This is a genomic window from Paracoccus binzhouensis (assembly GCF_016446475.1).
Lineage (GTDB): Bacteria > Pseudomonadota > Alphaproteobacteria > Rhodobacterales > Rhodobacteraceae > Paracoccus > Paracoccus binzhouensis.
The window spans coordinates 1-23,805 of record NZ_JAEHFP010000071.1 but is presented as its reverse complement, the minus strand read 5'-3'; the positions used below and the strand labels follow the sequence as shown (position 1 = coordinate 23,805).

23 protein-coding genes and 1 pseudogene are annotated in these 23,805 nt (G+C 68.9%); 13 read left to right on the top strand and 11 right to left on the bottom strand.

The features are described 5' to 3' along the window. Nucleotides 1-82, top strand: a pseudogene (locus I9P22_RS15730) (IS5/IS1182 family transposase); the annotation flags it as partial. A 130-nt stretch (nucleotides 83-212) separates the two neighbouring features. On the opposite strand, the gene I9P22_RS15725 reads toward I9P22_RS15730, so the two are convergent. From I9P22_RS15725 to paaG, 4 genes are all read right to left on the bottom strand, one after another. Then, nucleotides 213-812 (bottom strand): TetR/AcrR family transcriptional regulator, encoded by a 600-nt coding sequence (locus I9P22_RS15725; RefSeq protein WP_199260462.1) that lies wholly within the window; start codon nucleotides 810-812, stop codon nucleotides 213-215. A gap of 123 nt (nucleotides 813-935) precedes the next feature. Next, entirely contained in the window at nucleotides 936-2,246 is a 1,311-nt protein-coding gene (gene paaK / locus I9P22_RS15720) for a phenylacetate--CoA ligase PaaK (protein WP_199260461.1), read from the bottom strand. Between the two features lie 28 nt (nucleotides 2,247-2,274). Further along, on the bottom strand, nucleotides 2,275-2,706 hold the full coding sequence (gene paaI / locus I9P22_RS15715) for a hydroxyphenylacetyl-CoA thioesterase PaaI (protein WP_199260463.1): 432 nt from the start codon (nucleotides 2,704-2,706) through the stop codon (nucleotides 2,275-2,277). A gap of 29 nt (nucleotides 2,707-2,735) precedes the next feature. Continuing rightward, the gene (paaG, locus tag I9P22_RS15710) at nucleotides 2,736-3,524 is read right to left on the bottom strand and encodes a 2-(1,2-epoxy-1,2-dihydrophenyl)acetyl-CoA isomerase PaaG (protein ID WP_199260460.1); all 789 of its coding nucleotides are present in this window, start codon (nucleotides 3,522-3,524) and stop codon (nucleotides 2,736-2,738) included. Nucleotides 3,525-3,626: 102 nt separating this feature from the next. Here paaG and paaN point away from each other — a divergent pair, with 102 nt between their 5' ends. The 8 genes from paaN to I9P22_RS15670 all read left to right on the top strand — a co-directional run bounded on the left by paaN (nucleotide 3,627) and on the right by I9P22_RS15670 (nucleotide 12,935). Further along, nucleotides 3,627-5,276: a phenylacetic acid degradation protein PaaN gene (paaN, locus tag I9P22_RS15705; protein WP_199260459.1), complete on the top strand. Its 1,650-nt coding sequence runs from the start codon at nucleotides 3,627-3,629 to the stop codon at nucleotides 5,274-5,276. A gap of 34 nt (nucleotides 5,277-5,310) precedes the next feature. Next, the gene (locus tag I9P22_RS15700) at nucleotides 5,311-6,456 is read left to right on the top strand and encodes an ABC transporter substrate-binding protein (protein ID WP_408635190.1); all 1,146 of its coding nucleotides are present in this window, start codon (nucleotides 5,311-5,313) and stop codon (nucleotides 6,454-6,456) included. A gap of 85 nt (nucleotides 6,457-6,541) precedes the next feature. Then, on the top strand, nucleotides 6,542-7,414 hold the full coding sequence (locus I9P22_RS15695) for a branched-chain amino acid ABC transporter permease (RefSeq protein WP_199260457.1): 873 nt from the start codon (nucleotides 6,542-6,544) through the stop codon (nucleotides 7,412-7,414). Continuing rightward, entirely contained in the window at nucleotides 7,414-8,373 is a 960-nt protein-coding gene (locus I9P22_RS15690; RefSeq protein ID WP_199260456.1) for a branched-chain amino acid ABC transporter permease, read from the top strand. Before I9P22_RS15695 ends, I9P22_RS15690 begins: the two co-directional genes overlap by 1 nt. Continuing rightward, on the top strand, nucleotides 8,370-9,149 hold the full coding sequence (locus tag I9P22_RS15685; protein WP_199260455.1) for an ABC transporter ATP-binding protein: 780 nt from the start codon (nucleotides 8,370-8,372) through the stop codon (nucleotides 9,147-9,149). Before I9P22_RS15690 ends, I9P22_RS15685 begins: the two co-directional genes overlap by 4 nt. Next, nucleotides 9,136-9,837 carry an ABC transporter ATP-binding protein gene (locus I9P22_RS15680; protein ID WP_199260454.1) on the top strand — a complete coding sequence of 234 codons (702 nt, stop codon included), beginning with the start codon at nucleotides 9,136-9,138 and terminating at the stop codon, nucleotides 9,835-9,837. Before I9P22_RS15685 ends, I9P22_RS15680 begins: the two co-directional genes overlap by 14 nt. Nucleotides 9,838-9,841: 4 nt before the next feature. Next, on the top strand, nucleotides 9,842-11,782 hold the full coding sequence (locus I9P22_RS15675) for an FAD-dependent oxidoreductase (RefSeq protein WP_199260453.1): 1,941 nt from the start codon (nucleotides 9,842-9,844) through the stop codon (nucleotides 11,780-11,782). A gap of 76 nt (nucleotides 11,783-11,858) precedes the next feature. After that, on the top strand, nucleotides 11,859-12,935 hold the full coding sequence (locus I9P22_RS15670) for a PLP-dependent cysteine synthase family protein (protein WP_199260452.1): 1,077 nt from the start codon (nucleotides 11,859-11,861) through the stop codon (nucleotides 12,933-12,935). Here I9P22_RS15670 and I9P22_RS15665 read toward each other — a convergent pair. After that, on the bottom strand, nucleotides 12,932-13,693 hold the full coding sequence (locus I9P22_RS15665) for an IclR family transcriptional regulator domain-containing protein (protein WP_199260451.1): 762 nt from the start codon (nucleotides 13,691-13,693) through the stop codon (nucleotides 12,932-12,934). The genes I9P22_RS15670 and I9P22_RS15665 overlap by 4 nt on opposite strands. A 122-nt stretch (nucleotides 13,694-13,815) precedes the next feature. Between I9P22_RS15665 and I9P22_RS15660 the strand changes: the two genes are divergently transcribed. Genes I9P22_RS15660 through pcaF form a run of 3 tightly spaced genes read left to right on the top strand, consistent with a single transcriptional unit; the run spans nucleotide 13,816 to nucleotide 16,419 of the window. After that, nucleotides 13,816-14,550 (top strand): 3-oxoacid CoA-transferase subunit A, encoded by a 735-nt coding sequence (locus tag I9P22_RS15660; protein WP_199260450.1) that lies wholly within the window; start codon nucleotides 13,816-13,818, stop codon nucleotides 14,548-14,550. Further along, nucleotides 14,547-15,218 (top strand): 3-oxoacid CoA-transferase subunit B, encoded by a 672-nt coding sequence (locus tag I9P22_RS15655; protein ID WP_199260449.1) that lies wholly within the window; start codon nucleotides 14,547-14,549, stop codon nucleotides 15,216-15,218. Before I9P22_RS15660 ends, I9P22_RS15655 begins: the two co-directional genes overlap by 4 nt. Before the next feature lies 1 nt (nucleotide 15,219). Beyond that, entirely contained in the window at nucleotides 15,220-16,419 is a 1,200-nt protein-coding gene (gene pcaF, locus I9P22_RS15650; protein WP_199260448.1) for a 3-oxoadipyl-CoA thiolase, read from the top strand. Nucleotides 16,420-16,435: 16 nt separating this feature from the next. On the opposite strand, the gene I9P22_RS15645 is transcribed toward pcaF, so the two are convergent. The 6 genes from I9P22_RS15645 to I9P22_RS15620 form a co-directional block, all read right to left on the bottom strand. After that, entirely contained in the window at nucleotides 16,436-17,170 is a 735-nt protein-coding gene (locus I9P22_RS15645; RefSeq protein ID WP_199260447.1) for an ABC transporter ATP-binding protein, read from the bottom strand. A 53-nt stretch (nucleotides 17,171-17,223) separates the two neighbouring features. Continuing rightward, nucleotides 17,224-18,006: an ABC transporter ATP-binding protein gene (locus I9P22_RS15640; RefSeq protein WP_199260446.1), complete on the bottom strand. Its 783-nt coding sequence runs from the start codon at nucleotides 18,004-18,006 to the stop codon at nucleotides 17,224-17,226. After that, nucleotides 18,003-18,983: an ABC transporter substrate-binding protein gene (locus I9P22_RS15635; protein ID WP_199260445.1), complete on the bottom strand. Its 981-nt coding sequence runs from the start codon at nucleotides 18,981-18,983 to the stop codon at nucleotides 18,003-18,005. The genes I9P22_RS15640 and I9P22_RS15635 overlap by 4 nt, the downstream gene beginning before the upstream one ends. 33 nt (nucleotides 18,984-19,016) lie before the next feature. Next, nucleotides 19,017-19,841: an ABC transporter permease gene (locus I9P22_RS15630; protein WP_199260444.1), complete on the bottom strand. Its 825-nt coding sequence runs from the start codon at nucleotides 19,839-19,841 to the stop codon at nucleotides 19,017-19,019. A 4-nt stretch (nucleotides 19,842-19,845) separates the two neighbouring features. Beyond that, complete coding sequence (locus I9P22_RS15625; RefSeq protein ID WP_199260443.1) at nucleotides 19,846-21,198, bottom strand: LLM class flavin-dependent oxidoreductase; 1,353 nt, start codon at nucleotides 21,196-21,198, stop codon at nucleotides 19,846-19,848. Nucleotides 21,199-21,429: 231 nt separating this feature from the next. Next, complete coding sequence (locus tag I9P22_RS15620) at nucleotides 21,430-22,797, bottom strand: dicarboxylate/amino acid:cation symporter (RefSeq protein WP_199260442.1); 1,368 nt, start codon at nucleotides 22,795-22,797, stop codon at nucleotides 21,430-21,432. Between the two features lie 226 nt (nucleotides 22,798-23,023). Between I9P22_RS15620 and I9P22_RS15615 the strand changes: the two genes are divergently transcribed. Beyond that, a partial coding sequence (locus I9P22_RS15615; RefSeq protein WP_269846652.1) for a cache domain-containing protein occupies nucleotides 23,024-23,805 on the top strand: 782 nt, incomplete at its 3' end.

The following is a 23,805-nucleotide window of genomic DNA, read 5'->3' as shown; positions in this document are numbered from 1 at the left end:
CTACGACAAAACCGCAGACAGTTTCCTCGGCTTCATCGACATCGCCTGCATCAGGCTCTGGCTTCGCCATTTGTCAACATGACCTAGGACAATTATCCCGAGGGTCGCAACAATTGCTTTCAGCATCAATACCTCCTGAAACACAGACAGCTAATTAGATTACTGTTTGCAGAATGTTGCACCGTCAAGCGCTTTGATGAAGATGGAAGCTCTTACCGCACCGCCTTGATGCCTTCCAGGATCAGCGTGGTCGCCACGTCGGCGTAATCCTCGCGCGTGATGCGGCCGCCGTCGCGGAACCACATATAGACCCAGTTCATCATGCCGAACAGCGACATGGTGACCGGGGTCAGCAGCGGGCGCTGCGGGTCGTCCAGCGCCGGGTTGATCTGATGCAGCACCACGGCGAAACGCTTGACGATGCGCCGCTCGACGGCAAGGATCTCGGCCTTCTGCTCATCCGACAGGGCCGAGGTGGCGTTGAGCTGCACCTTGTGCTGGTTGTCGGCGCCCCGATAGTTTTCCAGCACCACGCCCACCAGCCGGCGCAGGCGCTGCTGCGGCGGCAGCAGCGCGTCGTCGGCGGCCTCGATGGCGGCGTCCAGTTCCTGCAGATGGGTAATGATGATCGCGAAGATCAGCGCATCCTTGCCGGGATAATAATGATAAAGCAGCGCCTTGGAGATCTGGCCATGCGCCGCGATCTGCGACATCGAGGCCTTTTCCATCCCCTGCTCGGCGAAGACCGCGGCCGCGCTGTCAAGGATGCCGCGCCGCTTTTCCTCGAAATCGACCGCTCGGGTGCGAGCCATGGGTTCCTCTTTGCCTGCCCGCCTGACGAATTGACGGGAAAAATCAGGGGGGCTCGCGCCCCCCTTGTTGCGTTTAGCGGTTTTGCGCAGCCCTGTCACGGGCGGCGCCTTGCCGCGCCCGCGTCATTCCTTGGGGCGGTTGTCGATGACGCGCTTGGCCTTGCCCTCGGAGCGGGCGATGGTGTCGGGGTCCTGCACCTCGATGCGGGTCGAGACGCCGACCACGCTCTTGATGTGATGCGCCAGCACCTTGGCCGAGGCGGCGCGGGCATCGGCATCGGCCATCCCGGGCGCGCATTCGACATGGACGGTCATGCTGTCCATGCGCCCGGAGCGGGTCAGCTCGATCTGGAAATGCGGGGCCAGGCCCTCGCATTTCAGGATCTGCTCTTCGATCTGGGTCGGGAAGACGTTGACGCCGCGCAGGATGATCATGTCGTCGCTGCGGCCGGTGATCTTCTCGATCCGGCGCATGGAGCGTGCGGTTCCGGCCAAGAGCCGGGTCAGGTCGCGGGTGCGGTAGCGCACCATCGGCAGCCCTTCCTTGGTCAGCGTGGTGAAGACCAGCTCGCCCAGTTCGCCGTCGGGCAGGACCTCGCCGGTCACCGGGTCGATGATCTCGGGGTAGAAATGGTCCTCCCAGATGTGCAGCCCGTCCTTGGTCTCGACGCATTCCATGGCGACGCCGGGACCCATGACCTCGGAGAGACCGTAGATGTCGACGGCGTGCATGTCGAATGCCTCCTCGATTTCCTGGCGCATGGCGTTGGTCCAGGGCTCGGCACCGAAGATGCCGATCTCCAGCGAGGAGGCGCGCGGGTCGAGGCCCTGGCGGCGGAACTCGTCCAGGATCGACAGCATGTAGCTGGGCGTCACCATGATGATGCGCGGCTTGAAGTCGTCGATCAGCGTCACCTGCCGTTCGGTCATGCCGCCCGAGATCGGCACCACGGTGCAGCCCAGCCGCTCGGCGCCGTAATGCGCGCCCAAGCCTCCGGTGAACAGCCCGTAGCCATAGGCGTTGTGCAGCATGTCGCCGGGACGGCCGCCCGCGGCGCGGATCGAGCGGGCGATCAGGTTCGCCCAATGGTCGATATCGGCCTGGGTATAGCCCACCACCGTCGGCTTGCCGGTGGTGCCGGACGAGCCGTGGATGCGCACCAGTTTCGACTGCGGCACGGCGAACATGCCGAAGGGATAGGTGTCGCGCAGGTCCTGCTTGACCGTGAAGGGGAATTTCGCGATGTCCCCGAGCGACTTCAGGTCTTCGGGATGCACGTCATGCTCGATGAAGCGCTTGCGGTAGAAGGGCGAGTTCTCGAAGGCATGTTTCAGCGAACGCTTCATGCGATGGAACTGCAGCGCCTCGATCTCGTCGCGCGAGGCGGTCTCGATCGGGTCGAGATCCTTTCGGTTGGGGGACAGGTCTTGCATGGTTTCCTCCCTTGCAATGCGGGTCCGGTCAGGCTTCGACCGGCAGGTGGGTGCCTTTGACGGTGCGCGAATGGCCGCGGAATTCGGCCACATGCTCGCCGTCCTGGTTGGTGATGCGGATGTCGTAGATGCCCGAGCGGCCGCGGCGCGACACCTCGCGTGCCTCGGCTCTCAGCCGGTCGCCGATGCGGCCGGGGATCAGATAGGTGATCGAGCAATGCTGGGCCACGACCAGCTGGTTGTAGCTGTTGCAGGCGAAGGCGAAGGCGCTGTCGGCCAGGGTGAAGATATAGCCGCCATGGCAATTGCCGTGCCCGTTCGACATCGCCTCGGTGATGGTCATGGACAGCGTCGCCTGGCCAGGCGCGATGTGGTCCAGGCTCATGCCCAGCCGCTGGCTGGCGGAATCGTCGTTCCACATCGCCTTTGCCGAAGCCTCGGCCAGTTCCTGCGGGGTCATCTGCGAGACGGGTTTCACGGCTGCGTCCTTCATTGTCCCTTGAACTCCGGCTGGCGTTTTTCGAGGAAGGCGGTGACGCCCTCGGCGTAATCGGCGCTGCGGCCGGCCTCGCGCTGGCAGTCGCGCTCCATGTCGAGCTGCTGGTCGAGGCTGTTCGTGGCGGCGGCCTGGATCAGCCGCTTGGTCAGGCCGAGGCCGAGGGTCGGCCCCGCCGCCAGCGACGCGGCCAGCGCCTGGGCCTCGGGCATCAGCTGCTCGTCCTCGACCGCCTTCCAGATCAGGCCCCAGTCGGCAGCCGTTTCGGCCGGTAGCGGCTGGGCCAGCAGGGTCAGCGCCTTGGCGCGCGGCTCGCCCAGGATGCGGGTCAGGTTGAAGCTGCCGCCGGCATCCGGGATCAGGCCGATCTTCGAGAAGGCCTGCACGAACCTGGCCGATTTCGCGGCCAGAACGATGTCGCAGGCAATGGCGATATTGGCGCCAGCCCCGGCGGCCACGCCGTTCACGGCGCAGATCACCGGCTTTTCCAGGCTGCGAATCAGCCGCAGGGTGGGGTTGTAGAAGGTCTCGAGCGTATGGCCCAGGTCGGGTACCGGCCCGCCCTTGCGCGGATCGCGGTCGCCCAGGTCCTGCCCGGCGCAGAAGCCGCGGCCCGCACCGGTCAGCAGAACCGCGCGCACTTGCGAATCGTCACGGGCGCGCTGAAATCCGGCGCGCAGCGCCAGGTGCATTTCCTCGTTGAATGCGTTAAGCTTTTCCGGCCGGTTGAGCGTCAGCGTCAGCACGCCGTCGGCAAGAGACGCAAGCACGGTATCCGTCATTGGTGAACTCCCTTGCCCCAGAATTTTTGGGGTCCTCGAAGATTCATGTTGCATAAACCGACCGGCCGGTCAATGATAATCTCCGATCCAGGGAGGGATAGCATGACCGCGTTTTTCGACCGCCACCGGCCGATGCTCGATGCCGCGCTTCGGGCTTTGCACAGTCGCGCATTCTGGACTCCTTTTCCCGAAATCCCTAGCGGCAAGATCTATGGCGAATCCGCGCGCGAGGACGGGGCTTCCGGCTTCGAGGCCCTGCTGGGCAAGCCTTTCGACCTGCCCGGCCATCCCGAGGAGACCCGGTTGGGCGCCGAGGCATCGCCCTATGGCCGGGCGCTGGGAATCACTTATCCGGCCGCCGCGCCGCAGACGCTGATCGCGGTGGCGCAAGCGGCGGCGCCGGCCTTGGCCGAGGCCGGCGTCGAGGCCCGAATCGGCGCTTGTCTCGAGGCGCTGGTGCGGCTGAACCGGGCAAGCTTCCTGATGGGGAACGCGGTCATGCACACCACCGGCCAGGCCTTTGCCATGGCCTTCCAGGCCGGCGGCCCGCACGCGCAGGATCGCGGGCTGGAAGCCGTCGCCATGGCATGGGAGGAAATGTCGCGCTTTCCGGCCGAGGCGCGCTGGGAGAAGCCGCAGGGCAAGGCCGCGCCGCTGCTGATCGAGAAGCACTGGTCGCTGGTCCCCGCCGGGCTGGCGCTGGCCATCGGCTGCAATACCTTCCCGACCTGGAATTCCTATCCGGGCATCTTCGCCAGCCTGGCGACCGGCAACCCGGTGATCGTGAAGCCGCATCCCGCCGCCATCCTGCCCCTGGCGCTGGCGGTGCGCACCCTGCGCGAGGTCCTGGCCGAGGCCGGGCTGCCTGCCGATTCGGTGCTGCTGGCGGTGGATACGCCGGAAGCCCCGGCCGCCGCGCATCTGGCCACCGATCCGGCGGTACGGCTGATCGACTATACCGGCTCGAACGCCTTCGGCGCCTGGCTGCGCCAGAACGCCCGGCAGGCGCAGCTGTTCACCGAGGAGGCCGGCGTGAACAGCGTCGCCATCGCCGCGACCGAGGATTTCGCCGGCATGTGCGATAACCTGGCCTTTTCGCTGGCGCTGTATTCGGGGCAGATGTGCACCTCGCCGCAGAACATCTACGTGCCGGAGGCCGGGATCGACACCGACCAGGGTCGCAAGAGCTTCGACGAGGTGGCGGCGGCGCTGGCCGCGGCCATCGACGCGCTGCTGGCCGATCCGGCGCGGGCCGCGGGTCTCTGCGGCGCCATCGCCAACCCGGCGACGCTGGACCGGGTCACGCAGGCGCGGGGACTGGGCCGGATCGTCCGCAATTCGGCGCCGCTGGGGCAGGGGCGCAGCGCGACGCCGCTGCTGCTGGCCATGCGCGACGGCGACGCGGCGGTCGAGGGCGAATGGTTCGGCCCCATCGCCTTCCTCGTCGCCGTGCCGGATGCCGCGACCGGCATTGCCCGGGCCGCCGACCTGGCCCGGCGCAAGGGCGCGATCACCGCCGCGCTCTACGACACCGATGCGGCGCGCATCGCGGCGGCCGCGCGCGCCTTTGCGCAGGCCGGCGTCAACCTGTCGGTCAACCTGACCGGCAATATCTTCGTCAACCAGTCGGCGGCGTTCAGCGATTTCCACGTCACCGGGGCCAACCCGGCCGGGAATGCCAGCCTGACCGACACCGCCTTCGTCGCCAGCCGGTTCCGCCGCGCCATGTGGCGGCGCCCCGTGGCGGCCTGACCGTTTCAAGTTCTCTGGGAGGAGGAAAACCATGATCAAGAAAACCCTGACCACCACCGTCCCCGCCGCGCTGGTCGCGCTTGCCTTGGCCTCTGCCGCCAGCGCCGAGATCAGGATCGGCGCCTCGGTTTCGGCGACCGGCCCGGCCGCCTTCCTGGGCGATCCCGAGGCCAAGACACTGGAGATGCTGGTCGAGGACCTGAACGCCAAGGGCGGCATCAACGGCGAAGAGGTCGCGCTGGTGCTTTACGATGACGGCGGCGACGCCAACAAGGCGCGCACCTTCGCCACCCGCCTGATCGAGGATGACGAGGTGCAGGCGATCATCGGCGGCTCAACCACCGGCACCTCGATGGCGATCCTGTCGGTGGCCGAGGATGCCGAGATCCCCTTCATCTCGCTGGCCGGCGCCATCGACATCATCGACCCGGTGAAGCCCTATACCTTCAAGACCCCGCATACCGACCGCATGGCCTGCCAGAAGATCTTCGAGGACATGCAGAAGCGCGGCATCGCGAAGATCGGCATGATCTCGGGCACCGACGGCTTTGGCGCCTCGATGCAGGCGCAATGCAAGGAGGTGGCCGGCGATTACGGCATCGAGATCGCCGCCGACGAGACCTATGATCCGAAGGACGCCGACATGACGGCGCAGCTGACCAAGATCAAGAACGCCGAGGGCGTTCAGGCCGTGCTGAATCCCGGCTTCGGCCAGGGCCCGTCGATCGTGACGCGCAACTACAAGCAGCTGGCGATCGACCTGCCGCTTTATCAGTCGCATGGCGTCGCTTCGGACGGGTTCATCGAACTGGCCGGCAAGGACGCGGCCGAGGGTGTGCGCCTGCCCGGCACCGCGCTGCTGGTCGCGGAACTGCTGCCCGAGGGGGATGCGCAAAAGCCGGTCGTGACCGCCTACAAGGCGGCCTTCGAGGAAAGGACCAAGACCCCGGTCGGCACTTTCGGCGGTTATGCGCATGACGCCTTCCTGATCCTGACCGATGCCATCACCCGCGCCGGCTCCACCGAGCCCGAGGCGATCCGCGACGCCATCGAGGCGACCAAGGGCCTGGCCGGCACCACCGGCGTCTATGCCTTCACGCCCGAGGATCATCTGGGCCTCGATCTCTCGGCCTTCCGCATGCTCGAGATCAAGGGCGGCGAATGGACGCTGGTCGAGTAAGCGACTGAATTCCGGCCCTCGCGCCCGCAGGGGCGCGGGGGAATGCGCCTGCCACCCACGCACAAGACAGACGCCGGGAGAGCACATGTCAGAGTTCTTGCAGTTCCTCTTTTCCGGGGTGACGGTCGGCGCTGTCTATGCGCTGGTCGCCCTTGGCTTCACGATCATCTACAACGCCTCGGACGTGGTGAACTTCGCCCAGGGCGAGTTCGTCATGCTGGGCGGCATGATCACCTGGTTCGCCCATGCCGCCGGCCTGCCGCTGCCGCTGGCGGCGCTGATCGCCATCGTCGCCACCGCGGCGCTGGGGGTCGCCATCAACAAGCTGGCCATCGAGCCGGCGCGCGGCGCGCCCGTCGTCTCGCTGATCATCATCACCATCGGCGCCTCGGTCTTTCTGCAGGGCGCGGCGCAGCTGGTGTTCGACAAGCAGATCCACAGCTTCCCGGCCTTTTCGGGCGACAGGCCGCTGCGCATCGGCGGCGCGACGATCCAGCCGCAAAGCCTGTGGGTGATCGGCGGCGCGCTGGTGGTCTTTGCCGGCCTGTGGCTGTTCTTCACCCGCACGCTTCTGGGCCGGGCGGTGCTGGCGACCTCGAACAACCGTCTTGCGGCGCAGCTTGTCGGCATCAACACCAATTTCGTCATGACGCTGTCCTTTGCGCTGTCGGCCGGGATCGGCGCCTTGGCCGGGGTGCTGGCGACGCCGATCACGCTGACCGCCTATAATGTCGGCATCGGCTTTGCGCTGAAGGGCTTTGCCGGCGCCATGCTGGGCGGCATGGGCAATCCCAAGGGCGCGCTGGCCGGCGGCTTCCTGATCGGGCTGATCGAGGCGCTGACGGCGGGCTACCTCTCCTCGACTTACAAGGAGGCCGCGGCCTTCGTGGTGATCCTGCTGGTGCTGTTCTTCATGCCGCAGGGCTTGTTCGGCCGCAAATCGACGGAGCGGGTGTGATGCCGAAACTCTCCGCCAAATCCGCCACGCTGCTGGTGCTGGCCGCGCTGATCGCGGTGACACCCTTCTTCTTTCCCTCGGGCTATTACTACCGGGTCGGTGCGCTGATCTTCGTCAACGGGCTGGCGGTGACCGGCATCGTGATCCTGACCGGCTATGCCGGGCAGATCAGCCTGGGCCATGCCGGTTTCGCCGGCATCGGCGGCTATGCCTGCGCCTTGGCGCCGACGCATCTGGGCCTGCATCCGTCGCTGGCCGTGGTGCTGGGCGCGGCGATTTCGGCCGTGCTGGCCTGGCTGGTCGGCCGGCCGATCCTGCGGCTCAAGGGCTATTACCTCGCCGTCGCCACGCTGGGCTTCGGCATCCTGGTTGCCATGGTGCTGAACAACGAACGCGCGCTGACCGGCGGCCCCGACGGCATCGCGGTGCCCGACTTGGGCCTGCGCGGGCTGCTGAAGGACTGGGGGCTGGAGCTGACCAACGGCCAGTTCTGGTATTTCTTCTGCGGGCTGGTGCTGCTGGCCGGCGCCTGGATCGCGCTGAACCTGCATCAAAGCCCGACCGGCCGCGCCCTGCGGGCGCTGCATGGCTCGGAAATCGCCGCGCGCACCGTGGGCGTGGACGTGGCGCGGCTCAAGCTGCAGGCTTTCGTCATCTCGGCGGTCTATGCCTCGGTCGCGGGATCGCTGGTGGCGCTGCAGAACAAGTTCATCACCCCCGATGTCGCCGGCTTCATGCATTCGATCGAGATGGTGACCATGGCCGTCCTTGGCGGCGCCGGCTCGGTGCTGGGCGCGATCTTCGGCGCCGGCGTGCTGACGCTGCTGCCGCAGGCGCTGACGGTGCTGGCGGAATACGAGCAGCTGGTCCTCGGTCTGGTGATGATGCTGGTGATGATCTTCCTGCGGGACGGGCTGCTGCCCTCGATCCTGCGCAAGCTGCGGGGGACGGGCGAATGACGCTGCTTTCGGTCGAGGGTCTGGGCATCACCTTCGGCGGCCTCAAGGCTGTGAACGATGTCAGCTTCAAGGTCGAGCCGGGCGAGATCGTCTCGGTCATCGGCCCGAACGGCGCCGGCAAGACCACGCTGTTCAACATGATCTCGGGCATCTACCAGCCCGGCGCCGGCCGGGTGGTGCTGAAGGGCGAGGATGTGACCGGGATGCGCCCCGACTTGCTGGCGCGGCGCGGCATGTCGCGCACCTTCCAGAACCTGCAGATCTTCCAGGCCATGACGGTGCTGGAAAACGCCATCTCGGGCTTTCACCTGCGCGAGAAGGGGCCGGTCCTGGCCGACCTGCTGAACCTGCCCGCCTCGCGCCGCCGCTCGCGCGAGGCGCGCGAGGGGGCGCTGGCGCTGCTGGCCCGCGTGGGCCTGGACCGCGCTGCGGATCGCGAGGCGGGAAACCTGTCCTATGGCTCGCTCAAGCGGCTGGAGATCGCCCGCGCGCTGGCGATGAACCCGGCCGTCCTGCTGCTGGACGAACCGGCGGCCGGCTGCAACGCCGTCGAGACCGAGGAGATCGACCACCTGATCGCCGAGGTCGCCGCATCCGGCACCGCCATCCTGCTGGTCGAGCACGACATGAAGATGGTCATGCGCATCTCGAACCACATCGTGGTGCTGGACCATGGCGAGAAGATCGCCGAGGGCGCGCCCGCCGAGGTCAGCCGCAACCCGGCGGTGATCGCCGCCTATCTCGGAACCGAGGAGGGTGCCGATGCTGACGGTTGAGGGCTTGCGCTCGCGCTACGGGCGCATCGAGGTCTTGCACGGCATCGACCTGCATGTCGATTCCGGCGAGATCGTCACCGTGGTCGGCGCCAACGGCGCGGGCAAGACCACGCTGCTGCGCTGCCTGTCCGGGGTGCAGCCGGTCTCGGCCGGCCAGATCACCTTCCGGGGCGAGCCGCTGTCCGGGGTGCCCGCGCATCGCCGCCCGGCGCGCGGGCTGACGCAATCGCCCGAGGGCCGGCAGATCTTCACCAACCTCACGGTCGAGGAGAACCTGCGCCTTGGCGCCTTCCTCTACAGCGACGACCGGGTGGAAAAGGACATGCAGGACGCCTTTGCCATGTTCCCGATCCTGCGCGAAAAGCGCAACCTGGCGGCCGGCGGGCTGTCGGGCGGCCAGCAGCAGATGCTGGCCATGGCGCGGGCGCTGATGGGCCGGCCGTCCTGCCTGCTGCTGGACGAGCCGTCCATGGGCCTGGCGCCGATCATTGTCCAGCAGATCTTCGACGTGGTCAGCGGCCTCAAGGCGCTTGGCGTCACCGTGCTGCTGGTCGAGCAGAACGCCTTCGGCGCGCTGACGATCGCCGACCGGGGCTATGTCATGGAAACCGGCCGTATCATCATGCAGGGACCGGCGGCGGAACTGATCGCCGATCCGCGCATCCGCGAAGCCTATCTGGGGATCTGAGGACATGACCGTTACCATCGCCCGCCAAGGGGAAATCGCCATCGTCACCGTGGACAACCCGCCCGTCAACGCGCTGAGCCAGGGGCTGCGGCAGGGGCTGTGGGATGCCGTGGGCACGCTGGACGCGGACCCGCAGGTCGCGGCGGTGGTGCTGGTCTGCGCCGGCCGCACCTTCATCGCCGGGGCCGATGTGACGGAATTCGGCAAGCCGCCGCAGCCGCCGCACCTGCCCGATCTGGTGGACCGGATCGAGGCCGCACAAAAGCCCTGGGTCGCTGCCATCCACGGCTCGGCGCTTGGCGGCGGGTTCGAGGTGGCGATGGGCTGCCGCTTCCGGGTGGCCGCGCCCGACGCCTCGGTCGGCCTGCCCGAGGTGGGCCTGGGCATCGTTCCCGGCGCCTCGGGCACGGTGCGCACCCCGCGCCTTGCCGGGGCCGCGCTGGCGGTCGATCTGGTGACCTCGGGCCGGCCCATGCGCGCGGCGAAAGCCGTCGAGGCCGGGTTGGTCGATGCCCTGATCGAGGGCGACCTGCGCGACGGCGCCGCAGCCTTCGTCCGGCAGGCGCTGGCCCGGCCCTTGCCGGCGCCGGTCTCGGCCCGTCCTGTCGCCGCGCCCGATGCAGGTTTCTGGGCCGAGCAGGAGAGGGCCGTGGCCAAATCCGCCAAGGGCGCCGCCGCGCCGCTGCGGGCGCTGGCCTGCCTGCGCAAGGCCGTCGAGGCGCCCTTCGCCGAGGCCATGGCCTTCGAGCGCCAGACCTTCCTGGAACTGCGCGGCTCGGAACAGGCGGCGGCGCTGCGCCATGTCTTCTTCGCCGAGCGCGCCGCGCCGCGCCCGGCCGCGCTGCGCGATGTGGAACCTTTGCCCCTGCGCTACGCCGCGGTGATCGGCGGCGGCACCATGGGTGCCGGCATCGCCGCGGCCCTGCGCGAGGCCGGCCTGCCCGTCACCCTGATCGAGCGCGACGACGAGGCGGTGGCGCGCGGCCTTGCCAATCTGCGCGGCATCTTCGCGGGCGGGGTCAAGCGCGGCAAGCTGACCGGGGCGCAGGCCGAGGCGCTGGCGGCCGTCGTCACCGGGACGACGGATTACGCCAGCCTCGCCGATGCCGATCTGGTGATCGAGGCGGTGTTCGAGGAAATCGGCGTCAAGCGCGCCGTCTTCGACCGGCTGGGCCGGGCCTGCCGGCCGGATGCGGTGCTGGCGACCAACACCTCCTATCTCGACCCGCGCGCCATCGCCGAGAGCCTGCCCAACCCCGAGCGCTTCATCGGCCTGCATTTCTTCAGCCCGGCCAATGTGATGAAGCTCCTGGAGATCGTGCCCGTGCCGGAAACCTCGGAGCGCACCCTGGCCACCGGCTTCGCGCTGGCCCGGGCGCTGAAGAAGATCCCGGTCCGCGCCGGCATCTGCGAGGGCTTCATCGGCAACCGCATCCTGAAACGCTATCGTGCGGCGGCCGAGGCGCTGGTCCGCAAGGGCGTGCCGATTGCCGAAATCGACGCCGCCATGCGCGGCTACGGCTTCGCCATGGGTCCGTTCGAGGCCCAGGACCTTGGCGGGCTCGACATCGCCTTCCTGCAGCGCGAGGGCGCGCGGGCGGCGGGGCAGGACGTGCCCGAGACGCTGGGCGACATCCTGGTCCGGGCCGGCCGCAAGGGCCAGAAGACCGGCGGCGGCTGGTATGACTACGCGCCGGGCGAGCGTCGGCCGCAGCCCTCGGCGGCGGTGGCCGACCTGCTGGCCGGTCATCTCCAGCCCGGCCCGGCGATGAGCCGCGACGAGATCGCCCAAGCCCTTGTCGCCGAGATGGCCGTCGAGGGGCAGGCGATCCTGGACGAAGGCATCGCGCAAACCCCCGCCGACATAGACCTGGTCGAGATCCACGGCTACGGCTTCCCCCGCTGGCGCGGCGGGCCGATGTTCGCCACTGATCGCAAGCGCTGATTCCCCGCCGATTCCGGCTTAAAAGCCGGGCGGATTGCGCTACTCTGCCCCCATCAGTGCAGATGGAGGCAGACAGATGGCAGATCAGGGCATCAGGACGACCCGAGGCCGCGGCCGGCTTTACGACAGCATCCTCGACACGGTGGGCGACACGCCGACCATCCGCATCAACCACCTCGGCCCCAAGGGGGTGCGGCTTTACGTCAAGGCCGAGTTCTTCAATCCCGCCGCCTCGGTCAAGGACCGGCTGGCGCTGAACATCATCGAGGCGGCCGAGCGGTCGGGCGCCTTGAAGCCCGGCCAGACCGTGGTCGAGGCGACCAGCGGCAATACCGGCATCGGCCTGGCCATGGTCTGCGCGCAAAAGGGCTATCCGTTGGTCGTCACCATGGCCGAGACCTTCTCGGTCGAGCGGCGGCGGCTGATGCGTATGCTGGGCGCCAAGGTGGTGCTGACGCCCAAGGCCGAAAAGGGCACCGGCATGTATAACAAGGCCGTCGAACTGGCCGGGAAGCACGGCTGGTTCCTGGCGCATCAGTTCGAGACCCCCGCCAATGCCGATATCCATGAAGCCACCACCGCGCAGGAGATCCTGGGCGATTTCGCCGGCGAGCGGCTGGATTACGTCGTCACCGGCTACGGCACCGGCGGCACCGCGACGGGGCTTGCCCGCGTGCTGCGCCGCGAGCGTCCCGAGACGAAGATCGTCCTGACCGAACCGGCCAACGCGGCGCTGGTCAGCAGCGGCATTGCGCAGGAGCGCACGGCCGACGGCTCGCCCGCCGTCAGCCACCCGGCCTTCGAGCCGCATCCGATCCAGGGCTGGACCCCGGATTTCATCCCGCTGGTGCTGCAAGAGGCGCTGGATGGCGGCGGCTATGATGAATTGATCCCGGTGCCGGGTGCCGAGGGCATGGCATGGGCGCGCAAGCTCGCCGCGCGCGAGGGCATCCTGACCGGGGTTTCCGGTGGTGCGACCTTTGCCGTCGCCATGCAGATCGCCGAGCGCGCCGAGCCCGGCTCGGTGATCCTGGCCATGCTGCCTGACACCGGCGAGCGCTACCTGTCGACGCCGCTGTTCCAGGACATCCCCGAGGGCATGGACGAGGCCGAACTGGAACTCTCGCGCTCGACGCCGGGCTACCAGCTCTAGCGCAGCACGCCGCGCAGCTCGGCCTGCAGCGCCTTCAGACGGGGCAGGTAGCGCTCGGCCAGATCAGCGGTCTCGCCCGCCACGGCGGGCAGGCCCAGGTTCACCGCCGCCACCACGCGGCCATGCGCGTCGATCAGCGGCACGGCCAGCGAGCGCAGGCCCAGCTCGACCTCCTGGTCGATCACCGCATGGCCCTGCGCCCGGACCTCGGCTAGCCGCTGCATCAGCGCCTCGGGATCGGTCACGGTCAGCGGCGTGCGCGGCAGCAGCGGATGGGCGGTCAGCCGGGCGCGCGCCTCGGGTTCGGGCAGCGCGGCCAGCAGCACCCGGCCCATCGAGGTGCAGAAGGCCGGCAGGCGCGAGCCGGGCATCAGTGCGATGGACATGACCTTGCGCTGCGCCGCGCGCGCGACATAGACGATCTCGTCCCCGTCGAGGATCGAGACCGACGAGCTTTCCCCAAGCTCCTCGGACAGCCGGTCCAGCCAGGGCTGCACCAGCTGCGGCAGCGGCATGGTCGCGAGGCAAGCCGTGCCCAGCCGCAGCACCCGTGGGGTCAGCGTGAAGAATTTCCCGTCGTAATCGGCATAGCCCAGCTGCGCCAGCGTCAAGAGGCAGCGCCGCGCCGTCGCCCGGTCCAGCCCGCTGGCCGCCGAGACCTCGGCGATGGACTGGCGCGGCCTCTCGGCGCCGAAACTCTCGATCACGGCCAGCCCCTTGGCAAGGCCGCCCATCATGTCGCGTGCTGCGATGCTCATGGTCATTTCCGTGCGATAATCGAACAAATGCAGCATAGCGCACAAACTGCATGGACGTGAAGCCCCTTCCGGCCGTATTCCCTCGGCCGAGCCGCGTTGCGGCGCTGCAAGGAGGGATGCGGATGGACAAGACAGTCGCCAGCCCGGCCGAGGCCGTGGCGCGGATCGGCGATGGCGCATCGGTGATGATCGGCGGTTTCGGCGGCTCCGGCGCCCCGATCGAGCTGATCCACGCGCTGATCGACAAGGGGCCGAGGAACCTGACGGTCATCAACAACAATGCCGGCAACGGCCATGTCGGCCTTGCCGCGCTGATCGAGGCGGGGCTGGTCGGCAAGCTGATCTGCTCCTTCCCGCGCTCGGCCGACCCGCGGGTCTTTACCGAGGCATACCTGGCCGGCGAGATCGAGCTGGAGCTGGTGCCGCAGGGCACGCTGGCCGAGCGCATCCGCGCCGGCGGGGCGGGCATCCCGGCCTTCTACACGCCGACCAGCTATGGCACCGACCTGGCCAAGGGCAAGAAGGTCGAGGAGTTCGACGGCCGGCCCCATGTGCAGGAGCGCTGGCTCAAGGCCGATTTCGCGCTGGTCAAGGCGCATCGCGGCGATACCCACGGCAACCTGACCTATCGGATGGCGGCGCGGAACTTCAATCCGCTGATGTGCATGGCGGCCGCGCATACCATCGTCCAGGTCTCGGAACTGGTCCAGCCCGGTGCGATCGATCCCGAGGCGGTCGTCACCCCCGGCATCTTCGTGCAATCCGTGGTCGAGGTCGCGAATCCCGCCCAGGAGGAAGTCCTCAACCGCGCCGGAGCCGTCTATCCCCCCGCCCGTCCCCAGGAGGTGCAGGCATGACCCGGAAACTTTCCAACGCCCAGATCGCCTGGCGCGCGGCGCAGGACATCGCCGACGGCGCCTATGTCAACCTGGGCATCGGCTTTCCCGAGATGGTCGCCAAGTTCCAGCCCGAGGGCCGCGAGGCGATCTTCCACACCGAGAACGGCATCCTGAACTTCGGCGAGGCGCCCGAGCCTGGGACCGAGGACTGGGACCTGATCAACGCCGGCAAGAAGGCTGTGACACTGAAGCCGGGCGCGGCCTTCTTCCACCATGCCGACAGCTTCGCCATGGTGCGCGGCGGCCACCTGGATGTGGCGATCCTGGGCGCCTATCAGGTGGCCGAGAACGGCGACCTGGCAAACTGGTCCACCGGCCCCAAGGGCGTGCCCGCCGTGGGCGGCGCCATGGATCTGGTGCATGGCGCCAAGCGCGTCGCCGTCATCACCGACCACGTCACCAAGGACGGCAAGCCCAAGCTGGTGCAGCGCTGCACCCTGCCGCTGACCGGGGTGGGTTGCGTGACGCGGGTCTATACCTCGCTTGCCGTGGTGGACATCGAAGGCGGCCGCTTCGTGCTGCGCGAGAAGCTGGCCACGATTTCCCTTGACGATCTGCAAGCCGTGACCGGCGCGCGGCTGCATCTGGACGGTGCGGTCGCCGACCTGATCGCGCCGGAGCTGTGACATGACCGAAGTCTTCATCTGCGACTATATCCGCACGCCCATCGGCCGCTTCGGCGGCGCATTGTCCAGCGTCCGGGCCGACGACCTGGGCGCCATTCCGCTGAAGGCGCTGATGGCACGCCATGCCGGCCTTAACTGGCAGGCGGTCGACGACGTGATCTATGGCTGCGCCAACCAGGCCGGCGAGGACAACCGCAACGTCGCCCGCATGTCCGCGCTGCTGGCCGGCCTGCCGCTGGAAGTGCCGGGGACCACGATCAACCGGCTCTGCGGCTCGGGCATGGATGCGGTGCTGGTCGCCGCGCGCCAGATCGCCGCGGGCGAGGCCGAGCTGATGATCGCCGGCGGTGTCGAGTCCATGTCGCGTGCGCCCTTCGTTCTGCCCAAGGCCGAGACGGCCTTTTCCCGCCATGCCGAGATCCACGACACCACCATCGGCTGGCGCTTCGTGAACCCGGCGATGCAGGCGGCCCATGGCACCGACTCGATGCCGCAGACCGGCCAGAACGTCGCCGACGATTACGGCATCTCGCGCGAGGCGCAGGACGCCATGGCACTGGCCTCGCAAGCAAAGGCCGCGGCGGCCATCGCCAGCGGGCGGCTGGCGGCTGAGATCACCCCGGTGACGATCCCGCAACGCAAGGGCGATCCGGTGGTGGTCGATACCGACGAGCATCCCCGCGCCACCACGGCCGAGGCGCTGGCCAAGCTGCGCCCGCTGTTCCCGAACGGCTCGGTCACGGCGGGCAATGCCTCGGGGGTGAACGACGGGGCGGCGGCGCTGATCCTGGCCTCGGAGGTTGCGGCGAAGAAGCATGGCCTGACCCCCATCGCCCGGGTGCTGGGCGGGGCGACGGCGGGGGTGCCGCCGCGCATCATGGGCATCGGCCCGGCACCGGCATCGCAGAAGCTGATGGCGCGGCTGGGGCTCACGCAGGCCGATTTCGACGTGATCGAACTGAACGAGGCTTTCGCGGCCCAGGGCCTCGCCACGCTGCGCCAGCTGGGCATTGCCGATGACGACCCGCGGGTGAACCCGAACGGCGGCGCCATCGCGCTGGGGCATCCGCTGGGCATGTCGGGCGCCCGCATCACCGGCACGGCGGCGCTGGAACTGGCGCGGACCGGCGGGCGGCGCTCGCTCTCGACCATGTGCATCGGCGTGGGGCAGGGGATCGCCGTGGCGCTGGAGCGGGTCTGAACGGCGGCGCGCGCGCTCAATGCGCGCCCGGCACCACACCCAGCCAGTCGAGCAGCCGGCCGCGCAGCCGGGCGAAGTCGGGATCGGCCGGGTCGCGGGGCCGATCCAGCGCGATCCTTTCCTGATGGATGATCGCGCCCTGCCGCATCACCAGCACCCGATCGGCCAGCAGTGCCGCCTCTTCGGCGTCGCGGGTGGCTAGCAGGACCGCGCAGCGATGGCGCCGCCACAGCCCGGCCAGCAGCGCCTGTGCCTTGCCGCGGCTCAGCGCGTCCAGGCCGGCGAAGGGCTCGTCCAGCAGCAGCAGGTCCGGGTCGCCCAGCAGGGCATGGGCCAGCGCCGCGCGCTGCGTCTCGGCCTGGGACAGCCGCCGCGGCCAGGCATCGGCGCGATGGGCGATGCCGACCTCGGCCAGCGCCGCCTGTGCCCGGCCGCGGTCGGGACGGCCGGGCAGGTCGCGCAGCACATTGCGCCACAGCCGCTTCCAGGGCGTTAGCCGCGGCGGCGGGAAGGCGATGGCGCGGCGCGAGGCCACCAGTGCCTCGCCCTGGAAACCGCGGTCGAGATCGCCCAGGATGCGCAGCAGCGTGGACTTGCCGCTGCCCGGCGCACCCAGCAGGGCGACGAACTCGCCCGGCCGGATGGTCAGGTCCAGCCGGTCGATGGCCCGGCAGGGGCCGAAGCTGCGGCTGATCTCGCGCAGCTCGACGGCGGCATGGACGTTCAGGTTCCGGTAAAGCTCGGAGGGCATGGAAGGATCCTTTCAAGGCCCCGGCGGGCGTCGGGCGGCCCGCCGGGGGCGCTTCAGTGCAGGCCGAACTTGCCCATCAGCGTCCGGCGCATGGCGACGAATTCCGGTGCGTTGCGGTCCCGCGGCCGCGGCAGGTCCACCGGGATCGTCGTCGGGGCCGAGCCGTCGGTCGACAGCACCAGCACCCGGTCGGCCAGGAAGATCGCCTCCTCGAGGTCATGCGTGACCAGAATCATCGTCACCTTCTGCTCGCGCCAGATGCGGGCCAGCTCCTCCTGCATGGTCAGCTTGGTCATCGCGTCCAGCGCGCCCAGAGGCTCGTCCAGCAGCAGGATCTCGGGCTGCACGGCCAGGGCGCGGGCGATGCCGACGCGCTGCGCCATGCCGCCGGACAGCTGGCGGGGATAGGCCGCCTCGAAGGCGCCCAGCCCGACCAGCTCGATCTGGCGGCGGGCGCGGGCGCGGGCCTCGGCATGGGAGACGCCGCGCAGCTCCAGCCCGAAGGCCACGTTGTCGAGCACGGTCAGCCAGGGCAGCAGCCGCGGCTCCTGATAGATCACCGCGCGCTCGGTGCCGACGCCCGAGATTGGACGGGCGTCGATCAGCACCTCGCCGCGGTCGGGCGTGTCAAGCCCGGCCAGCAGTCGCAGTAGCGTGGTCTTGCCGCAGCCCGAGGGGCCGACGATGGCCAGCGCCTCGCCGGCGCGGATCTCCAGGTCGATGTCGCGCAGCACCGGGCGCAGCCGGCCCTGCAGCGGGAAGGATTTCGACAGGCCGCGCAGAGCGACCTCGCCCCGCACGGTCGGGGCGGCCGGGATGGTCGCTTCTCGGGTCATTTCCTTGCCACCTCCTCGCCGGGGAACAGCAGCACGTCGCGGGCCTTCAACTGGCCGGGCTTCAGCTTGCCTTCGCGTTCCAGCACGCCGATCCAGAAGTCGATGTCGCGATCGACCGCCTTGCCGCCCGGGCGCACGCCATAGCCGGCGAAATAGTGCGCGACCTCGGGGTTCTCGCCGCGCTCTTGCAGGGCCTTGGCCAGCAGCTCGCGGGTCTCCTCGGGATGCTCGCGGGCATAGTCGAGGGCGCGGGCGGATTGCTCGACATAGATGCGGGCGGCCTCGGGATGCGCCTCGACCCAGTCGCGGCGCAGCACGGTGAAGCCGCCGGCGATCTCGCCCAGCACGTCGGTGTCGTCGAAGATCGCCCGCAACCCGCCGGTCTTGCGCGCCGCGCCCTCGAAGGTGGTCTGCCAGTAGCCGAAGGCCGCCACGTCCACCTGGCCCGAGCGCAGCACCTGTTCGAGCTGCGGGCCCGGCACCGTCACCAGGTTGGCGGCATCCTGGGCCAGGCCCTTCTGGTGCAGTGCCTCGCGCACGGTATAGTCCAGATGCGCGCCCAGCGTGTTGACGGCGACGGTCTTGCCGGGCAGGTCCTCGATGCCCTTGATCGGGCTGTCCTCGAGCACGTAGAAGATCGACTGCACCTGGTCGTTGATGCCGTTGGTCGGATAGGCGGCGACGAAGTCGTTGCCGCCGACGATCGAGTTCAGCACCGCCGAAGTTGCGGCGCTGCCGATCTCGACCGAGCCGCCGGCCAGCGCCATCAGCGATTCCGGGCCGCCGCTGGCATAGCCGACATTTTCCAGGGTGATGCCGGTGTCCTTGAAATAGCCCAGCTCCTCGGCCAGTTCATGGGCGCTCAGCCCGCCATGGCTGGTCAGGAAGCGCATGGTCACCTCCTCGGCCTGCGCGGCGGTCGAAAGCAGGGCGGCCAGCGCGGCGGCAAGGCCGAGGCGGGTCGGTTGATGGGTCATGGTCGTGTTCCTTGGATGATGTGCAGAGGGGTCTCAGGCCTGGTCGAGCGACCAGCGGCACAGGCGGCGCTGCAGCCAGACCAGAAGGCCGTTGGCGGCAAGGCCCAAGCCCGCCAGCAAGAAGATCGCCGCGAACATCAGCGGGATCTGGAAGTTGTATTGCGCGTTCATCACCTGGAAGCCGATGCCCTTGTTGGCGCCGATCATCTCGGCCGCGATCAGCAGCAGCAGCGCCGTGGTGGCCGACAGCCGCAGCCCGACGAAGATCGACGGCACCGAGGCCGGCAGAACGACGCGGCGGAAGACCTGCAGCTGGCCGGCGCCATAGCTTTGCGCCATCTCGATCAGCTTGCGGTCCACCTCCTTCACGCCGCCGATGGTCGCCAGCAGGATCGGGAACAGCGTCGCCCAGAAGATCACGAAGACCTTCGAGGTCTCGCCCAGGCCCAGAAGCAGGATGAACACCGGGTAAAGCGCCAGCGCCGAGGTCTGGCGGAACAGCTGCAGCAGCGGGTCCAGAGCCCGCTCTACCGGGCCCAGCTGGCCCATCAGCAGGCCCAGCGGGATGCCCAGGCCCACGGCTGCGGCAAAGGCGATGCCGGCGCGCTGCAGGCTGGCGGCGATGTCGTCCACCAGCGCGCCGCTGGCCAGCCCGTCCCACAGCGCGGCCGCGACCTGCTCCAGCGGCGGCAGCACCGCAGCGCTGACCCAGCCGAGCCGGCTGGCGGCCTCCCACAGCAGCAGGAAGCCGATCACCAGCCCGTAGCGCGACAGGAAGGCCCGCAGCGGCGGGGCCGGGGGCAGGACACGCCGGGAAGCCGGGCGCCTGCGCGGACTGTCGAGGATTTCCAGGGTCATGGCGTCACTCCGCGGCCTGGGCGGCCGCGCGGGCGGCGGCATGGCGGTTGACCGGGAAGGGCAGGCCCAGGTTCTCGCGCAGGGTGCGGCCCTCATAGGCGGTGCGGAACAGCCCGCGGCGCTGCAGTTCGGGGATGACCAGATCGACGAAATCGCTCAGGCCGGTGGGCAGCCAGGGCGGCAGGATGTTGAAGCCGTCGGCGGCCTCGTTCTCGAACCATTCCTGCAGGGTGTCGGCAATCTGGGTGGCGCTGCCAACGATGGTGTAATGCCCGCGCGCCGAGGCCACCCATTGGTAGAGCTGGCGGATGCTGAAGCCGTTCTCGTCGGCGATCTGGCGGATCAGCGCCTGGCGCGACTTCATGCCCTCGGTCGGCGGCGCGGGCGGCAGCGGCCCGTCCAGGTCATAGCCCCTGAGGTCCAGCGTGCCGCCGGTCAGCCCGTTCAGCAGCGACACCCCGTCCTCGGGCAGGATCAGCGATGTCAGGCGCTCGTATTTCTCGCGCGCCTCGGCCTCTGTCCGGCCGACGAAGGGCGAGACGCCGGGCATGACCAGCACGTGATCCGGGTCGCGGCCCAGGCCGCGGGCGCGGGCCTTGATGTCGCGATAGAATTCCTGCGCGGTGTCCAGCCGCTGATGCGCGGTGAAGATCACCTCGGCAGTGGCGGCAGCCAGCGCGCGGCCGTCCTCGGACTGGCCGGCCTGCACGATCACCGGATGGCCCTGCGGCGAACGCGGCACGTTCAGCGGCCCCTCGACCTTGAAGTGCTCGCCCTTGTGATGGGCGCGGTGCAGCTTGTCGCGGTCGTAGAAGCGGCCGCTGTCCTTGTCGCGGATGAAGGCGTCATCCTCGAAACTGTCCCACAGCTTGCGGACCACCTCGACATGTTCGGCGGCGCGGCGATAGCGGAAGGCATGCGGATGCTGCTGGTCCAGGTTGAAGTTCCGCGCCGCCGCCTCGGTCGCCGTGGTCACCACGTTCCAGCCGGCCCGCCCGCCCGAGATCAGGTCGAGCGAGGCGAACTTGCGCGCGGTGTTGAACGGCTCCTCGTAGGTGGTCGAGGCGGTGGCGATGAAGCCCAGATGCGTGGTGAGCGGCGCCAGCGCGGCGAACAGCGTCACCGGCTCGAAACCCGCGATGCGGGCCGGCCCGCCCTCGGAGGTGCCGCCGGTCGAGGTGGCCAGCCCGTCGGCCAGGAAATAGGCGTCGAACAGTCCGCGCTCGGCCTCGCGGGCCAGCTTGACGTGGAAATCGAAATTGACCGCGCCGTCGGCGGGCTGGTCGGGGTGGCGCCACGAGGCGATGTGCTGGCCGCCGCCGGGCAGGAAGGCGCCAAGCCGGATCTTGCGGGTCATGGGGTGCTCCATTTACACGACTGTCTAAGTCGTATTTAGCCGGAGCCGGTCCCGCCGGGCCATTCCAAAGACCCGGGCGGAAAGAGAAGATCCGATGCGTCGCCGGCAGCGGATCGGGAAAATCCTTGTCGCGGCGGGGAAGGCGGCGCTGCGAACGGAATCGGCCGGCACGCGGGATTTGCGTGCCGGCCGGCCGGTATCTTCTGCGGTATCTTCTGCCGTGGCGGGGGGTCAGTCGGCGCGGGCCTCGTTCAGGCGCAGCCCGGCGGGGGCGCCGTGCAGGTCGTGGATCGGATCGACCTCGGCCCCGTCATTGCCGGCCAGCACGCGGTCGAACTGCTCGCGGTCCAGTGCGCCCTCCCAGCGGCTGACCACCACGGTGGCGACCGCATTGCCGATGAAATTGGTGATCGAGCGGCATTCCGACATGAAGCGGTCCACGCCCAGGATCAGCGCCATGCCGGCGACCGGCACCGTGGGCACCACCGACAGCGTCGCGGCCAGGGTGATGAAGCCCGCCCCGGTCACGCCCGCCGCGCCCTTCGAGGACAGCATGGCGACCAGTAAAAGCAGGATCTGCTGTTGCAGCGTCAGGTCGGTATTGGTCGCCTGGGCGATGAACAGCGCCGCCAGCGTCATGTAGATGTTCGTGCCGTCCAGGTTGAAGCTGTAGCCGGTTGGCACCACCAGGCCCACGACCGAGCGCCTGCAGCCGGCCTTCTCCATCTTCTCCATCAGCGCCGGCAGCGCCGATTCCGACGACGAGGTGCCCAGCACCAGCAGGATCTCGGCCTTGAGATAGGAGATCAGCCGGAAGATCGAGAAGCCGTTGAGCATGCAGACCGTGCCCAGGATCACGACCACGAACAGCGCCGAGGTCAGGTAGAAGGTGCCGACCAGCGTCGCCAGGTTCACCACCGAGGCGATGCCGTATTTGCCGATGGTGAAGGCGAAGGCCCCGAAGGCGCCGATGGGCGCGGCCTTCATCAGGATGTCCACCATGCGGAACACGGCGTGGCTGATCGCCTCGAACAGCGCCACGACCGGCTTGCCCTTGTCGCCGATCAGGATCAGGCCGATGCCGAACAGGATGGCGATGAACAGCACCTGCAGGATGTTGCCCTCGACGAAGGCCGAGGTCATCGTGGACGGGATGATGTCCATGACGAAGCCGGTCAGCGAGGTCTCATGCGCCTTGGCGGCGTAATCCGAAACCTTGCTGGCATCCAGCGTCGCCGGGTCGATGTTCATGCCGGCGCCGGGCCGGATGACATTGGCGGTGATCAGCCCGACGATCAGCGCCAGGGTCGAGAAGGTCAGGAAATAGCCGAAGGCCTTGCCCACGACCGAGCCCACGCCCCTGAGCGTGCCCATGCCGGCCAGGCCGGTGACGATGGTCAGGAAGATGACCGGGGCGATGATCATCTTGACCAGCTTGATGAAGGCGTCGCCCAGGGGCTTCAGCGCCTCGCCGGTCTCGGGATAGAAATGGCCGATCAGCGCGCCGGCGACGATGGCGCAAAGAACCTGGAAATACAGATGCCTGTAAAAGGGGCGCGGTGCGTGAGCGACCGGCGCGGCCGAGGTGTCGATTTGCATAGAGGCCTCCTCCGACCTGCGAATGACGGGTATGTGACAGCCATGATAGGATGGCGGGCGCTGCTGCCCAAAAGCGGGGCGCATGGCGGCAATGCGTTGTAATCATGTCTTTTTGCCTCGATCCGGGCCGGCAAACCGTGTGGTTTCCCACACAGCGCCGGCGTGCTAGTGTGGAAATCCACACAGGCGGGTGCGCGGTCCCGCGGGCAGGGGAGAAGCGGCGGCGATGGCTGATTCGGCGGCAGGTCCGGCGGGGGCGGGACTGGCGGGGGCGCGGCGCCTCGTGCTGCTGGCGGCGCTGCTGGCCGCCTGCCTCGGCCTGCTGGCGCTGACCTTCGGGCTGGTGCGCGAAAGCGCGGTCGCGGAACTGACGCAGCGGCTGGAGGTGACGGCGCGCAGCCGGGTGCAGGCGCTGGAAAGCGTGCTGGCCAAGCAGCGCGCGGTCGCGGCTGTGCTTTCGGACGACACGGTGATGCGCGAGGCCTTGGCCGAGCCCAGCCCGGCGCATGTCGCCCGCGCCTCGGTCAAGCTGGACCGGCTGCGCGGCCAGACCGACAGCGCGGTGATCTATCTCTTGGACCGCGACGGGGTCGCCATCGCCGCCTCGAACTGGGACGAGGCGGTCAGCTTCGTCGGTTCGGACTACAGTTTCCGCGACTATTTCAGCCAGGCGCTCTTGCGGGGCGAAGCGACGCAATTCGCCCTGGGCACCGTCAGCAAGCGGCCGGGCCTGTATCTGTCGCATGACGTGCTGCTGGGCGGGCAGCCGCGCGGCGTGATCGTGGTGAAGGTCGAATTCGACCAGACCGAGCGGAACTGGGCGCAGGCGGGCGAGCGCATCTTCGTCACCGATGCCGCCGGGCAGGTGATCCTGACCAGCCAGCCCGAACGGCGCTTCGGCACGCTGCCCGCCGCCGGCGCGGGCGAGGTTGCGGCGGCGCTGCCGGTTCCCGGCGCCGACTGGCGGCTGGTGATCCGCGCCCCCTCGGCCGGGGCCAGCCGGGCCGC